The following is a 13,556-nucleotide window of genomic DNA, read 5'->3' as shown; positions in this document are numbered from 1 at the left end:
CCTAGGTCCTGTCTCCCCGATCTTCGTGGATCAGCGTGCGGCGTCTGGTGCGGTGCATCGGCGCGCGGCCGTATCGCCCTCGTACTGGATGTACTTGGGTGATGCGGCCGTGCGTCGAGGTGCCGTGCCAGGCGTCGCGCGCCCGCGAAGATCGGGGAGACAGGGCCTAGTCGGCCGAGCCCTGCTCCGACCACAGTCTCCCCTCCATCAGGTCCCCCAGGCCCGCCCAGGCGAAGTTCATCAGGGTCGTGGCGGCCTGGCGGGCGGAGACACCGGGGGTGGCGTTGGCCCAGGCGGCGAGGGACTCGGCGGCGCCGACGAGGGCTTCCGCGAGTCCGGCGACCTCGCGCTCGGGCAGCGACGGGTCACGGTGCGCCTCACGGGCGGCCACCACGATCAGCTGCGTGACGAACGCGACGATCTCCTCGCGCATCGCGGCGAACTCCGCGGCGAACGGCTCCCCGTGCGTACGCGCCTGGAGGTGCAGTACCGCCCAGCCGTCCGGGTTCTGCGCGGTGTGCGTGAAGAACGCCCGCAGCCCGTCCCACAGTTGGCGGTCGGCGGGCAGGTCCTGCTGGACCCCCGCGCGCACGGCCGCGGTCAGGGCGGTCGCCTCACGGCGGATGCACGCGGTGAAGAGGTCTTCCTTGGAGTTCAGGTACAGATAGACCAGCGGCTTGGACACGCCCGCCAGATCGGCGATCTCGTCCATCGACGCGGCGCGGTATCCCCGCTGCCCGAAGGTCTGCACCGCCGCGTCCAGCATCTGCTGTTCGCGCACGGCCCGCGGCATCCGCTTGCTCTTCACTGCACCCATACGAGCAAGAGTACGAGTTGTCTGCCGACGGCTCGGCGGAGTTGCGGGCCGCCGGCTTCGGCCTGAACGGCCTCGTCCTCAAACGCCGGACGGGCTGAAAATGTCGGCCGGCGCCGAAAAGTGCTCCTGATCAGTTACGACGTCTGGCCCTGGGCCCGCGACACCTCGTCGTCCTCCTGGCTGCGGTTGGCCTCCAGGTTGGACTTGACGCGGTCGACGCGCTCGACGATCTGGATCGAGGCGCGGTCGCGCTCCTTGCGCAGGACGACGAAGCTGATGGGGGCCGAGATCAGCAGGGAGAGCAGGATGATCCACATGCCGTTCGAGTCGCCGAGCCCGCGCGGGGCAATGCCGGAGTAGACGAGGCCCCAGACGACCACGAGGCAGCCCACCAGGATTCCCAGGCGCATCAGTGTGTAGCGGAGCATCTCAATCCACTCTTCCGTGTCGAACGGCTTCGAAGGGGTCCGAAAGTCCCCGACATTCCCAAAGGGCACCGTCCAGTCAAGCACGCCCGGCACCCGATCTTGCAGGGGGGGTGCGGGGAGTCAGGTGAGCGGCAGCAACATGAAAATGTCGTCGCGGTCGTCGCCGGGCGCGACGCGTATCGCGTCCGGTATGCGGCCGACCTCCTTGTATCCGCACGAGCCGTAGAACCGCTCCAGGCCGTGCCCGCCCCGGCAGGTGAGGCGGATCGCCTCGATGCCGTCGAGGGTGCGGGCCGCGTCCGCGGCGGCGGCCAACAGGTCACGGCCGTACCCCTTGCCCTGGTGCTTCGGGTGCACCATCACCGTGTAGAGCCACACCCAGTGGGTCATCAGCCGGTGGGTGTTGAAGCTGAGGAAGGCGGTCGCGGCCACCTGGCCCTCCTCGTCGAACCCGGCCAGGAGGCGGGCGCGGCCCTCCGCCATCGCCACGAAGTGTTTCACCAGCTCCGGGCGGATGACCTCCCGGTCCACCGGGGGGACGAAGCCGACGGCGCCTCCCGCGTTGGAGACATCCGTCCACAGATCGAGAAGACCGTCACGCACCTCGGGGGTCACGGCCGGATCGAGAGCGAAGGTAAGGGCCATGTGGCCAGATTAGCTATTACGCCACGTCGGCCTCAAGCGAGTCCCGACGTCACGTACGTCACGCGCTTTCCTCGCCCCCGCCGCCCCTACCCATTCCCATCCCTTACTCAGGGGCTCCGCCCCCGAACCCCCAAAAGACTGCGCAGTTCCCCGCGCCCCTAAAAACCTAGGGGCGCGGGGAACTGCGCGGCCGGCCACAGCCGACCTCCACCCGACCACTCACGCCAAGAACGTCAGACCCTCATCGGCTGAGGCGACTCGCGACGCCCCGCGTCGGGACCGTCGTACTCGCGGATGATCTCGTACCGGGTGTTCCGCTCCACCGGCCGGAACCCCGCGTCACGGATCAGGTCGAGCAGATCCTCACGCGTCAGCTTGTTCGGCGTGCCGTAGTTGTCGGCGTCGTGCGTGATCTTGTACTCGACGACCGACCCGTCCATGTCGTCCGCACCGTGCTGAAGCGCCAGTTGCGCGGTCTGCACACCGTGCATGACCCAGAAGACCTTGACGTGCGGCACGTTGTCGAACAACAGCCGCGACACCGCGAAGGTCTTCAAGGCCTCCGCACCGGTCGCCATCTGCGTCCGCGCCTGGAGGCGGTTGCGGACCTTGCCGTCCTTCACGTCTACGAAGTCGTGCTGGTAGCGCAGCGGGATGAAGACCTGGAAGCCGCCGGTCTCGTCCTGCAGCTCGCGAAGACGCAGGACGTGGTCGACCCGGTGGCGGGGCTCCTCGATGTGCCCGTACAGCATCGTGCACGGGGTCTTGAGACCCTTCTCGTGCGCGAGGCGGTGGATGCGCGACCAGTCCTCCCAGTGGGTGCGGTGGTCGACGATGTGCTGCCGGATCTCCCAGTCGAAGATCTCGGCGCCGCCACCGGTCAGCGACTCCAGACCCGCGTCGATCAGCTCGTCCAGGATCTCGGACGCCGACAGACCGCTGATCGTCTCGAAGTGGTGGATCTCCGTGGCCGTGAAGGCCTTCAGGGAGACGTCCGGGAGGGCCTTCTTCAGTTCGCTGAGCGAGCGCGGGTAGTAGCGCCACGGCAGGTTCGGGTGCAGGCCGTTCACGATGTGCAGTTCGGTGAGGTTCTCGCCCTCCATCGCCTTGGCGAGACGGACGGCCTCCTCGATGCGCATCGTGTACGCGTCCTTCTCGCCCGGCTTCCGCTGGAACGAGCAGTAGGCGCACGACGCGGTGCACACGTTCGTCATGTTGAGGTGGCGGTTGACGTTGAAGTGGACGACGTCGCCGTTCTTCCGCATCCGCACCTCGTGGGCGAGCCCGCCCAGCCAGGCCAGGTCGTCCGACTCGTACAGCGCGATGCCGTCCTCGCGGGTCAGCCGCTCACCGGCCCGGACCTTGTCCTCCAGCTCGCGCTTGAGCCCGACATCCATGCTGCTTCTACCTCTCGTAAGTGACGAACCCTGCCAACCGTACTCCCCCACCCTTCGGGCGGGAGGGGCCCCCATCAGGCACTTCGTGCCTGCCGCCTACTCCTCTTCCGGCAGCTCACCCACCCGGTTCTCCCACTTCGTGGAGAGCACGATGGTCGTACGGGTCCGGGAGACGCCCTTCGTCCCCGACAGCCGCCGGATGGTCTTCTCCAGACCGTCCACGTCGGGCGCCCGCACCTTGAGCATGTACGAGTCGTCACCGGCGATGAACCAGCAGTCCTCGATCTCGTTGAGGTCCTTGAGCCGGTGCGCCACGTCCTCGTGGTCGGTGGCGTCGGAGAGCGAGATGCCGATGAGGGCGGTGACGCCGAGGCCGAGCGAGGTCGCGTCGACCGTCGCGCGGTAGCCGGTGATGACACCGGCGGCCTCCAGGCGGTTGATGCGGTCGGTGACGCTGGGTCCCGACAGACCGACGAGGCGTCCCAGCTCCGCGTAGGAGGCCCGGCCGTTCTCCCTGAGGGCCTGGATGAGCTGCCTGTCCACCGCGTCCATGCGATCGATAGCCTTCCGCTGAAAGTTCCTGAAGTGATGTGTGGGTACTGCGCGTTGCTCGGTCGTACGGGTCTGTCGTACAAGTCGGTCGTACTGCTCGGTCGTACGGGTCGAACGTGCTGCTCAGGTGCTGCCCGGATGCTGCTCAGGTGGTGCGTGAGCCGCCGCCGAGTTCGCCCTCCCAGCGGCGGTAGAGCGTGTGCCCGACGCCCGCCGCGTCCAGCACGCGCCCGGCGACGAAGTCCACCAGGTCCTGGATGTGGGTCGCTCCCGCGTAGAACGCCGGGGAGGCCGGCAGTACGGTCGCGCCCGCGTCGTCCAGTGTCACCAGATGCCGCAGGGTCTGCCCGTTCAACGGGGTCTCGCGGACGGCGACGACCAGCTTGCGCCGCTCCTTGAGCGTGACGCTCGCGGCGCGCTGCAACAGGTCCTTCGAGAGGCCGAGCGCGACCCCGGCGACACAGGCGGTGGAGGCGGGCACGATCAGCATGCCCTTCGAGGCGTACGAGCCCGACGACGGCCCCGCCGCCAGGTCCCCCGCGCTCCAGTGCCGTACGTCGTCCACGTCCACCGCGAAGGTGCCGGGCTTGCCGTCGGCCCCCCGGCCGAGCCACTCCCGGAGGTCCTCCTGCCAGTGGCCGTCCCGGAAGCTGATCCCGGTCTCGTCGAGCAGTGTGAGCCGTGAGGCACGCGAGACGACCAGGTCGACGCTCTCGCCGGCCGCGAGGAGGGCACGCAGCACGGCCGCCGCGTACGGAGTTCCGGACGCGCCGGAGACCCCCACGATCCAAGGCCGACGCTGAGTTTCTCCTGCGTTCACACCCTGAGCCTACCGGCGGGCCGCCCGGAGCTCAGGACCGGCCGTGCTTGCGTCCGGTCCACGGGCCGCGCCGTACTCACACTGCACCCACACGGCACTCACACGGTCAGACCGCGCACCAACAGATCGAGCAGCGCGCACGCGAACAGGGCGATGCCGATGAAGCCGTTGACGCTGAAGAAGGCGCGGTTCACCCGGGAGAGGTCGTGCGGGCGGACGATCGAGTGCTCGTACAGGAACGCGCCCGCGACGATCACCAGGCCGATCCAGAAGAAGGTGCCCGCGTCGGTGGCCAGCGCGTACCAGACGAAGAGCGCCGTCGTGAGGGTGTGGCAGACGCGCGCACCCCAGATCGCCGCCGGGATGCCGAAGCGCGCCGGGACCGACAGGACGCCGATCTCGCGGTCCGTCTTCACGTCCTGGCAGGCGTAGATGAGGTCGAAGCCGCCGATCCAGATGCCGACCGCGAGGCCCAGGATCACCGCGTCCCAGGACCACTCGCCGGTGATCGCCAGCCAGCCGCCGATCGGCCCCATCGCCTGCGCGAGACCGAGGATGGCCTGCGGGAAGTTCGTGAACCGCTTGCCGTACGGGTACACGACCATCGGGATGACCGCGATGGGCGCGAGCGCCAGGCACAGCGGGTTGAGCAGGGCCGCCGCGCCCAGGAAGAACACCAGGGCGACCAGCGCGCCCGTCCACGCGTGCTTCACGCTCATCGCGCCGGTGACCAGCTCGCGATGGGCCGTACGGGGATTGCGGGCGTCGATCTCCCGGTCGATGATCCGGTTCGCGGCCATGGCGAACGTCCGCAGGCCGACCATCGCGACGGTCACCAGCAGCAGCCGGCCCCAGGCGATGTTCCCGTCCACCGTGAACATCGCCGTCAGCGCCGCGATGTACGCGAAGGGCAGCGCGAAGACGGAGTGCTCGATCATGACGAGGCGCAGGAACGCCTTGGTGCGCCCCGGCTGCGGGATCGCGGCTGATGCGCTGCTCACGAGAGTCCGTACTCCTTCCACCGGCGGTCGACCTTCGCCGCCGTCTCCGGGTCGGACAGCACCATGTCGGGCCAGCCGCCGTCCCGTGTGTACCCCTCCTCGGGCCACTTCTTCGTCGCGTCGATGCCCGCCTTGCCGCCCCAGAACTGCTGGTACGAGGAGTGGTCGAGGTGGTCGACCGGCCCCTCGACGACGGTGAGGTCACGGGAGTAGTCCGTGTTCCCCAGCGCGCGCCACGCGACCTCGTGCAGGTCGTGGACGTCGCAGTCGGAGTCGACGACCACGATCAGTTTGGTCAGGGACATCATGTGGGCGCCCCAGACGGCGTGCATCACCTTCTGGGCGTGCTTCGGGTACTTCTTGTCGATCGCGACGATCGCGCAGTTGTGGAAGCCGCCCGCCTCGGGGAGGTGGTAGTCCACGATGTCCGGCACGATGATCTTGAGGAGGGGGAGGAAGAACCGCTCCGTCGCCCGGCCCAGCGGACCGTCCTCGGTCGGCGGCCGGCCGACCACGATCGACTGGAGGAGCGGCCGCTTGCGCATCGTCACGCAGTCGATGGTGAGGGCGGGGAAGGGCTCCTGCGGGGTGTAGAACCCGGTGTGGTCGCCGAAGGGGCCTTCCGGGAGCATCTCGCCGGGCTCCAGCCACCCTTCGAGTACGACTTCTGCGTTCGCGGGCACCTGCAGCGGCACGGTCTTGCAGTCGACCATCTCGATCCGCTTGCCCTGCACGAACCCGGCGAAGAGGTACTCGTCGATGTCACCGGGCAGCGGGGCCGTGGACGCGTACGTCACCGCCGGCGGACACCCGAAGGCGATCGCGACGGGCAGCCGCTCGCCCTTCCGCGCGGCCACCTGGTAGTGGTTGCGGCTGTCCTTGTGGATCTGCCAGTGCATGCCGATGGTGCGCTTGTCGTGGCGCTGGAGGCGGTAGAGCCCGAGATTGCGGATGCCGCTCTCCGGGTCCTTGGTGTGGGTCAGGCCCAGGTTGAAGAAGGACCCGCCGTCCTTGGGCCAGGTGAAGAGGGCCGGCAACCGGTCCAGGTCGACCTCGTCGCCCTGCAGCACGACCTCGTGCACCGGCGCGTTGTCGGACTTGATCTTCTTCGGCGGTACGTGGGTCATGGCGCCGAGCTTCCCGAATGCCTCGCGCACGCCGACGAACCCGTGCGGCAGCTCCGGCCTGAGCAGTCCGCCGATCTTCTCGCTGATCTCCTCGTACGACTTCAGGCCGAGCGACTTGAGGAGCCTGCGGTCCGTCCCGAAGACGTTCATCGCGAGCGGCATCGCCGACCCGCGCACGTTCTCGAAGAGCAGGGCGGGGCCGCCCGCCTTCTGGACGCGGTCGACGATCTCCCCGACCTCCAGATACGGGTCCACCTCGGCCTTGATGCGCTTGAGGTCGCCCTCACGCTCAAGCGCCCGGAGCAGGGAGCGAAGATCGTCGTAAGCCATGCGTTCCAGTATCGGCTACTCGCTACGCTGAACCTGTAACGGGGGCCGCTCACCCGGCCCCGATCTCGCACGCATCTCCACTCTCCACACGCAGGGGGACCGCCGAATGCTTCGGGTGCTGATGATTCTGGTGCCGTTGGGGCTCAGCATCTATGCGTTCATCGACTGCATCACGACCGACGAGAAGGACATCCGGTACATCCCGAAGCCCCTCTGGGCGATCCTCGTGCTGCTGTTCCCGCTCGTCGGCTCCATCTCCTGGCTGATCGTCGGCCACCAGCGCAAGCCGCGCGGCCTCTCCTCCGGCCGGGGCGGCTGGGTCGCGCCCGACGACAACCCTGAGTTCCTGAAGTCCCTCAAGGACGACAGCCCGGACAAGGGCAAGGGCAAGGACGGCGGCAGCGACGACGGTCCGACGGACGCCGTGACGGACGACGAGGCGCACCTCAAGAACTGGGAGGACGACCTCCGCCGCCGCGAGGAGGAGCTGAAGCGCCGCGAGGGCGGTTCGGGCGACGGCCCGGACGACTCCACCCCGCCGAAGCCCTGACGCGGGGCCCTGAGGTGGAGATCCGTCTGCTGGTCACCTTCGAGAAGGTCGCCACCGTGCTGAGCTTCACGCAGGCGGCGGCCGAGCTGAAGTACGCCCAGTCCAGCGTGACCAGCCAGATCCGCGCCCTAGCCCCTCCGGCGTTTGAGGAGCGGGGGTTCGGGGGCTGGCCCCCGAAAAGGGACGGGAATGGGTAGGGGCGGCGGGGGCGAAAAAGGGCCCACCCGGTCAACGCCCCGCCGCCAGGCGGTAGAACGCCTGCGTCGTACGCGGATGAGCCATCTCGTCCAGCAGATGCCGCCACTCGGGATCAGCGGTGGCGGCCGTGTGCGCCTGGTCCCAGGCGTCCAGCAGCGGCCCGAGCTCACTCTGGGGCGCCGCGACGACGGTGGCGGGGGTGGCGGGGATGTTCATGGCGGTTTCCTTCCGGCGGAGAGGCTGTGAACCTCCGGGAGCGTCTGGGTACAACCATCCCGCCGCCCGCTCCTCACCACCATGAAGCGACCTCCCGAGTGGAGGTACAGCTAGCCCCACCAGAGGAGTTGGCGTCTCCTACCGGACGCCCGCCACGAACACCGCCCAGGCGCTTCGCTGGATGAGCAGGACGGGGCCGGTGGGGTTCTTGCTGTCACGTACGGGGACGATGCCGGGGACGCCGGGGGCGATTTCGATGCAGTCGCCGCCGTTTGTGCCGCTGTAGCTGCTCTTGATCCACGTCGCCGCGCTGAACGCCTGAGTGTTCATGCTGCTCGTACCCCTCCATCGCCGCGCTGATCAGAGCGGCGGACTCCCGAGCCGACAGAGCGTCCGCCCTGAGCACATCATAGGTCTGGCTGTGGCGCGCATAGGCGGCTGGATCGTCGTTGAAATGACCACGGTCCAGGGATTCCGAGTACACCCAGTTGTGGCCGTCAGGCAGGCTGATCAGCGACATCGAGGCATTGGGACGGTCGAGTCCGGGACGGGCCGCCGGGGCCACCTGGATCCGGATGTTGGGCCGCTGCCCCACGGTCAGCAGGTGCGCGCATTGGTCACGCATGACGGCCGCACTACCGATGACGTTGCGCAGACAGCTCTCGTCCATCATCGCGACGAACAGCGGGCCGTCCGTGGCGAGAAAGCGCTGCTGCCGACTCAGTCGCGCCCTGACACGCTCCTCCACTTCCTCGCTATCGACGATGTGGCGGGAGAACAGTGCCCGTGCATAGTCCTCGGTCTGCAACAGGCCTGGCATGACCTGGGCTTGGTAGGCCCGCACAGCGTCGGCCTCGGAGTCCATGCGTACCCGGCGCTCAAACCAATCCGGATGCTCCACCTGCGGATACCAGTCGATCCGGCCCCACAACCGCACCAACACCCCACCCGTACCCAGCAGTTCGTCGCACGACTTGGCGAACGTGTCCTGTGGGACGCGCGTCCCGGCCTCCACTCGGGCCACGTGGGAGCGGTCGCACGGGATCTGGCGGGCCAGGCCCTCCTGGGTGAGGTCGGCGGTCTCGCGGAAGTGCTTCAGGACCTCCCCGAACACGGCGGCGGTCGTGACCGCCGAACCGCCCTCGGCGTTGCGTCGACTCACGGCGTCCGTTCCCCTCCGTGACAGTGCGCCAGTGGCACGCGTCATGCGTTGAAACGGGATGTTCCGTTCAGCAACGCTGGATGCACCCAGAGTAATGAGCGAACGTACGGAGCGTCAGTGGAAGCAGAAACAGCACCGGAACGCGGAGCCCTCGTCTACGACCCGGGGACGCAGCGGGTCGGCGAGTACCGGGACACGACAGGCCCGTACGCGATGCTGCGCCCGGTGGGCGGCGGCCGGGAGTGGCAGGCCGACCCGGAGCGGATCCGCCCGGCCACCGCCGACGAGCGGCTGGCGGCGGCCCTCAAGGCGGCCAACAGGCGGTCGGGGAGGGCGCTGTGACGGCCCGTCAGGCTGTGGAGGGCGAAGGCCTGAGCCGTCCGCCCGCGCCCGTCCCCGGTTGCCCGGAGTGCACCGAGCTCGCGATACGCCGGGACGACGCCCGCGCCCGGTGCAACCGCAGCGCGGAGACCGACGCCGATGTACTGCTGAGACGGCATCTGCGCGCGGCCGGAGTGGAAGACATGCACCGTCAGGGACATCACGCCGACCACGGGGAAGCAGGGCGCTGACGGGAAAGGTGAGGGGCAAAAGGAACCGGCGGTTCATGACCGGGCGTCCGCGTCCGCGGCCGGTACCGGTGCCGACGGCCCGGCTCGTCGACGTCCCGCTCGTCGCCCTGGCGGCGCTGGACCTGTGGTGGCGCCGCTGACCGCCCTCGCGCAGGAGGACGTGCGGGTCAGTCCTCGCGCAGGACGAGGGCGAGGAGCCCCGGGAAGCGGGCGTCGAACTCCTCGCGGCGCAGGCGGTTGACGCGCCTGGCCCCCTCGTCGCGCTGCTCCACGAGTCCGGCGCCGCGCAGCACGGAGAAGTGATGGCTCAGGGCCGCCTTGCCGACCGGCACGTCGAAGCTTCCGCAGCTGCGCGTCCAGACGGGGGACCCCGCCAGCTCCCGTACCAGCGCGATGCGTACGGGATCAGAGAGGGCGGCGAGGGCGGTCAGGACCGGGACCTCGTCGGGGTGGGTGTGCTCGGGGGCCGCCCGGTGACTGACGCGCTCCACCATGTCCGCCTCCCGTGCCACCGATGTGTCCGGCCTCGGCTTCGACTTCGGCTCAGCTCCGACTTCGCCTTGCCGAGTGTTCGACGGAAACCATACACTCCGGAGTGTTCGCTTTTCATTGAACAGTCGACCGGGGAGTGTGGCATGCGCGCGGTTCAGGTCCAGGAGTACGGCGGCCCCGAGGTCCTCAGGACGGTGGAGACGGAGGTTCCCGAGCCGGGCCCCGGCCAGGTGAGCGTGGACGTGGCGTACACCGGGGTGAACTTCGCGGACCTCAAGGCGCGAGGCGAGGGCTACCGCGTGCCGTCACTGCCGTTCGTCCCCGGCCTTGAGGTCTCGGGCCGCGTCCGGGCGCTCGGCGAGGGCGTGCCGGGTGTCGAGGTGGGCCAGCAGGTGGCGGCCCTCACGAACGGCGGCGCGTACGCGGACGTGGTCGTGGCCGACGCGACGACCGTCTTCCCGCTGCCGCCGGGCGTGGACCTCCGTACGGCCGCCACGCTGCCCACGGTCCTGCCGACCGCGTACGCCCTCGTGCACGCGGTGGGCCGGCTGCAGCCCGGCGAGACGGTTCTCGTGCAGGGCGCGGCGGGCGGGGTCGGCACGGCGGTGGGGCAGTTGGCGAAGGCGGCGGGGGCCTCCGGCGTGTTCGGGGTGGTGTCGGGCGCGGCGAAGGCGAAGTACGCGCTGGACCACGGCTACGACGATGTGTTCGTCGTCCCGTCCACCACGGACTCCGTGCAGTTCGTGGACGAGGTGCGTGCGGCGACGGGTGGCCGGGGCGTCGACCTGGCCCTCGACCCGGTCGGCGGCGAGACCTTCAGGGCGTCCCTCGCCTCCCTGGCCGTCTTCGGGCGCCTGGTGTCGTTCGGCAACGCGAGCTCGGCCGAGCCGTGGCGGGTCGGGCAGCCGGAGCTGTACCCGACCGGCCTGTCGGTCTCCGGCTTCTCCATCCTGACCCTGGCCCGGACAGCGCCGGGCGTCCTGCGGGAGCTGACGGAGAAGGCGTTCGCGGCCGTGGCGGAGGGGGTCGTGTCCCTGCCGGTGACCGCGGAGTTCCCGTTGGAGGAGGCGTCCGAGGCGCACCGGCTGATGGGCGGGCGGACGAGCACGGGGAAGCTGTTGCTGCGGGTCGCGTGACCGGGCTCCCGCTCAGCTTTCTGGCACGGTTTCAGACACGGATTCAGGCACGGATTCCGGCACGGTTTTAGGCACAGTCGACTCGGGTTTCGTGTGGAGGACCTCGCGGGCCTGGTCCGCGGCGCGGATGAGGCTCTCGCTGACGAAGTCGAGGAAGCGGGCGATGTTTTCGAGGCGGCCGGCGGCCGGGGTGTCGGGCCCGAGGATGCCGACGCCCTGCCGTGCGGTCTCGGCGAGCTGGAGGGTGCCGCGGGCGCTGGCCACCATCGACTGGTACCAGACGTCGTCGTCGACCGTGTACCGCTCGCGGCGGTTTTCGTCGCGCTCCCGGCGCACGAGGTCCTGGCCCTCCAGGAACGCGATCGCCTTGGAGATGGACGCCGGGCTGACCTGGAGACGCCGGACGAGTTCGGACGCGGTGAGGCTGCCCGCGTCGCTCGTGAAGAGGCAGGCCAGCACCCGGGACATCATCTTGGGCAGGCCCTGCTGCATGAAGACGGTGGTGAACGTCTCCTCGTACTCACGCACGGCTTCCGCGTCGCGCCCATAGGCCTGCGGGGGCGCCTCCGACCCGCGGGGCTCGGCCTGCCTGCGCCGGTGGGCGCGGCGCTCGGTGGCGCGGTGGGCCAGGTCGGGGCGGTAGGCGGTGGGGCCGCCGTTGCGCATCACCTCACGTGTGACCGTCGAGGTCGGACGGTCGAGACGCCTGGCGATCTCCGCGTAGGCGAGCCCGTCGGCCAGTCCCAGCCCGATCTGCTGGCGTTCCTGCTGGGTGAGTCTGCCTCCCGGCATCACGGTCCCCTTTCACGCTTGCTCGACGCCTCCAGCATAGCGTTCACTCGCAGCCCAATGCAACGATCGACATAACTGACGTTGCATTAAATCTCAGACGGTTGCAACGATAATTACACTCTCACCTGCGGTGATGCCTATTGAGTGCAACAACCTCATTGCGCACTCCATGAACGCAACGTAGCGTTTCGGTTGTCAGAAACAAGCAGCGCAAGACAACAAGCGGTGCAGGACAAGCACCGCACGAGGAGAACACCATGCAGAAGTTCGACACCCCCGCCGCGATCTCCGCCGTTCTCGACATCCCCGCGGGACGCATCCGGTTCATCGCCGCCGACCGGGCCGACACCACGGTCGAGGTCCTGCCGGCGGACACCTCGAACAGCCGCGACGTGAAGGCGGCGGAACAGACCGAGGTCGCGTACGGCGACGACGGTGTCCTGCGGATCGGGACCTCACCGGCGAAGAACCGGATCCTCGGTCACTCCGGATCCGTCGAGGTGACCGTCCAACTGCCCGTCGGCTCCCGTATCGAGGCGAAGGCGGCCAGCGCCGAGTTCCGGGGCGTCGGACGGCTCGGCGACGTCACCTTCGAGGGCGCGCAGGGCTCGGTCAAGCTCGACGAGACCGCGAGCGCCCGCCTCACCCTCCTCGCGGGTGACGTCGCGGTCGGCCGCCTGGGCGGTCCCGCGGAGATCAGCACCCAGAAGGGCGGCATCCACATCGCCGAGGCCGTGCGCGGCACGGTCGAACTCCGCACCGAGGCCGGCGAGATCTCGGTCGGCGCCGCACGCGGAGTCTCCGCCTCCCTGGACGCCGGTACCGCCTACGGCCGGATCAACAACGCACTCAAGAACACCGACGGCGCCGACGCCGCCCTCGACATCCGCGCGACCACGTCCTACGGCGACATCACCGCCCGCAGCCTCTGAGCGACATCACCCTCCGCAGCCTCTGAAGGAGCACCCATCATGACCGACCTGGCCATCGCGGCGAACGGGCTGCGCAAGTCCTACGGCGACAAGACCGTCCTCGACGGCGTCGACGTGGCCGTCCCCGAAGGAACGGTCTTCGCCCTGCTCGGCCCGAACGGCGCCGGCAAGACCACCGCCGTGAAGATCCTGTCCACCCTCGTCTCCGCCGGCCCCGGCACCGGCGACATCCGCATCGGCGGCCACGACCTGGCCGCCGACCCCCAGGGGGTGCGGGCCGCGATCGGTGTCACGGGTCAGTTCTCCGCCGTGGACGGTCTGATCACGGGCGAGGAGAACATGCTCCTCATGGCGGACCTGCACCACCTCTCCCGCAGCGAGGGGAGGCG

Annotated in this window: 19 protein-coding genes and 1 pseudogene; 7 read left to right on the top strand and 13 right to left on the bottom strand. The window is 69.3% G+C overall.

Features of this window, described 5'->3' with window-relative positions; genetic code table 11:
- Positions 1–166 precede the first annotated feature (166 nt).
- From O3Q52_RS34845 to O3Q52_RS34810, 8 genes are all read right to left on the bottom strand, one after another.
- Positions 167–817, bottom strand: coding sequence for a TetR/AcrR family transcriptional regulator (locus tag O3Q52_RS34845; RefSeq protein ID WP_269652638.1), 651 nt, complete (start codon positions 815–817; stop codon positions 167–169).
- 134 nt (positions 818–951) lie between these two features.
- Positions 952–1,245, bottom strand: coding sequence for a DUF4229 domain-containing protein (locus O3Q52_RS34840; protein ID WP_269652637.1), 294 nt, complete (start codon positions 1,243–1,245; stop codon positions 952–954).
- 120 nt (positions 1,246–1,365) lie between these two features.
- Complete coding sequence (locus tag O3Q52_RS34835) at positions 1,366–1,890, bottom strand: GNAT family N-acetyltransferase (RefSeq protein WP_269652636.1); 525 nt, start codon at positions 1,888–1,890, stop codon at positions 1,366–1,368.
- A 233-nt stretch (positions 1,891–2,123) separates the two neighbouring features.
- Positions 2,124–3,287 (bottom strand): aminofutalosine synthase MqnE, encoded by a 1,164-nt coding sequence (gene mqnE, locus O3Q52_RS34830; RefSeq protein WP_190230997.1) that lies wholly within the window; start codon positions 3,285–3,287, stop codon positions 2,124–2,126.
- Between the two features lie 96 nt (positions 3,288–3,383).
- Positions 3,384–3,839 carry an Lrp/AsnC family transcriptional regulator gene (locus O3Q52_RS34825; protein ID WP_055616806.1) on the bottom strand — a complete coding sequence of 152 codons (456 nt, stop codon included), beginning with the start codon at positions 3,837–3,839 and terminating at the stop codon, positions 3,384–3,386.
- A gap of 145 nt (positions 3,840–3,984) precedes the next feature.
- Entirely contained in the window at positions 3,985–4,659 is a 675-nt protein-coding gene (locus tag O3Q52_RS34820; protein WP_189844861.1) for a UbiX family flavin prenyltransferase, read from the bottom strand.
- 98 nt (positions 4,660–4,757) lie between these two features.
- Complete coding sequence (mqnP, locus tag O3Q52_RS34815) at positions 4,758–5,660, bottom strand: menaquinone biosynthesis prenyltransferase MqnP (RefSeq protein WP_269652635.1); 903 nt, start codon at positions 5,658–5,660, stop codon at positions 4,758–4,760.
- A complete protein-coding gene (locus tag O3Q52_RS34810; RefSeq protein ID WP_269652634.1) occupies positions 5,657–7,117 on the bottom strand; it encodes a menaquinone biosynthesis decarboxylase in 1,461 nt (486 codons plus the stop codon). The genes mqnP and O3Q52_RS34810 overlap by 4 nt, the downstream gene beginning before the upstream one ends.
- A gap of 106 nt (positions 7,118–7,223) precedes the next feature.
- On the opposite strand from O3Q52_RS34810, the gene O3Q52_RS34805 reads away from it, so the two are divergent.
- Together O3Q52_RS34805 and O3Q52_RS34800 are read left to right on the top strand one after the other, a co-directional pair.
- Positions 7,224–7,667 carry a PLD nuclease N-terminal domain-containing protein gene (locus O3Q52_RS34805; protein WP_269652633.1) on the top strand — a complete coding sequence of 148 codons (444 nt, stop codon included), beginning with the start codon at positions 7,224–7,226 and terminating at the stop codon, positions 7,665–7,667.
- Between the two features lie 14 nt (positions 7,668–7,681).
- Positions 7,682–7,798: pseudogene (locus tag O3Q52_RS34800) on the top strand (LysR family transcriptional regulator); the annotation flags it as partial.
- Between the two features lie 97 nt (positions 7,799–7,895).
- On the opposite strand, the gene O3Q52_RS34795 reads toward O3Q52_RS34800, so the two are convergent.
- From O3Q52_RS34795 to O3Q52_RS34785, 3 genes are all read right to left on the bottom strand, one after another.
- Positions 7,896–8,081: a hypothetical protein gene (locus O3Q52_RS34795; protein WP_269652632.1), complete on the bottom strand. Its 186-nt coding sequence runs from the start codon at positions 8,079–8,081 to the stop codon at positions 7,896–7,898.
- Between the two features lie 138 nt (positions 8,082–8,219).
- Positions 8,220–8,333, bottom strand: coding sequence for a DUF397 domain-containing protein (locus tag O3Q52_RS34790; RefSeq protein ID WP_269652639.1), 114 nt, complete (start codon positions 8,331–8,333; stop codon positions 8,220–8,222).
- Positions 8,296–9,195, bottom strand: a complete 900-nt coding sequence (locus O3Q52_RS34785) for a helix-turn-helix transcriptional regulator (RefSeq protein WP_269652631.1) — start codon at positions 9,193–9,195, stop codon at positions 8,296–8,298. Before O3Q52_RS34785 ends, O3Q52_RS34790 begins: the two co-directional genes overlap by 38 nt.
- Positions 9,196–9,360: 165 nt before the next feature.
- Here O3Q52_RS34785 and O3Q52_RS34780 point away from each other — a divergent pair, with 165 nt between their 5' ends.
- Together O3Q52_RS34780 and O3Q52_RS34775 are read left to right on the top strand one after the other, a co-directional pair.
- A complete protein-coding gene (locus O3Q52_RS34780; RefSeq protein ID WP_269652630.1) occupies positions 9,361–9,585 on the top strand; it encodes a hypothetical protein in 225 nt (74 codons plus the stop codon).
- A complete protein-coding gene (locus O3Q52_RS34775; RefSeq protein WP_269652629.1) occupies positions 9,582–9,815 on the top strand; it encodes a hypothetical protein in 234 nt (77 codons plus the stop codon). The genes O3Q52_RS34780 and O3Q52_RS34775 overlap by 4 nt, the downstream gene beginning before the upstream one ends.
- A 167-nt stretch (positions 9,816–9,982) precedes the next feature.
- On the opposite strand, the gene O3Q52_RS34770 is transcribed toward O3Q52_RS34775, so the two are convergent.
- Complete coding sequence (locus O3Q52_RS34770; RefSeq protein WP_269652628.1) at positions 9,983–10,309, bottom strand: helix-turn-helix transcriptional regulator; 327 nt, start codon at positions 10,307–10,309, stop codon at positions 9,983–9,985.
- A gap of 141 nt (positions 10,310–10,450) precedes the next feature.
- Between O3Q52_RS34770 and O3Q52_RS34765 the strand changes: the two genes are divergently transcribed.
- Entirely contained in the window at positions 10,451–11,443 is a 993-nt protein-coding gene (locus O3Q52_RS34765) for a zinc-binding dehydrogenase (protein WP_269652627.1), read from the top strand.
- A 12-nt stretch (positions 11,444–11,455) separates the two neighbouring features.
- Here the strand turns inward: O3Q52_RS34765 and O3Q52_RS34760 are convergent, their stop codons facing one another.
- On the bottom strand, positions 11,456–12,235 hold the full coding sequence (locus tag O3Q52_RS34760; protein WP_269652626.1) for a helix-turn-helix domain-containing protein: 780 nt from the start codon (positions 12,233–12,235) through the stop codon (positions 11,456–11,458).
- Positions 12,236–12,492: 257 nt separating this feature from the next.
- On the opposite strand from O3Q52_RS34760, the gene O3Q52_RS34755 reads away from it, so the two are divergent.
- The gene (locus tag O3Q52_RS34755) at positions 12,493–13,167 is read left to right on the top strand and encodes a DUF4097 family beta strand repeat-containing protein (RefSeq protein WP_269652625.1); all 675 of its coding nucleotides are present in this window, start codon (positions 12,493–12,495) and stop codon (positions 13,165–13,167) included.
- Between the two features lie 39 nt (positions 13,168–13,206).
- Positions 13,207–13,556, top strand: a 350-nt coding sequence (locus O3Q52_RS34750) for an ATP-binding cassette domain-containing protein (RefSeq protein ID WP_269652624.1), incomplete at its 3' end; no start/stop codon positions are given.

This window comes from Streptomyces sp. ActVer (assembly GCF_027270795.1).
Lineage (GTDB): Bacteria > Actinomycetota > Actinomycetes > Streptomycetales > Streptomycetaceae > Streptomyces > Streptomyces umbrinus_A.
This window is presented reverse-complemented; position numbering and strand designations above follow the sequence as displayed.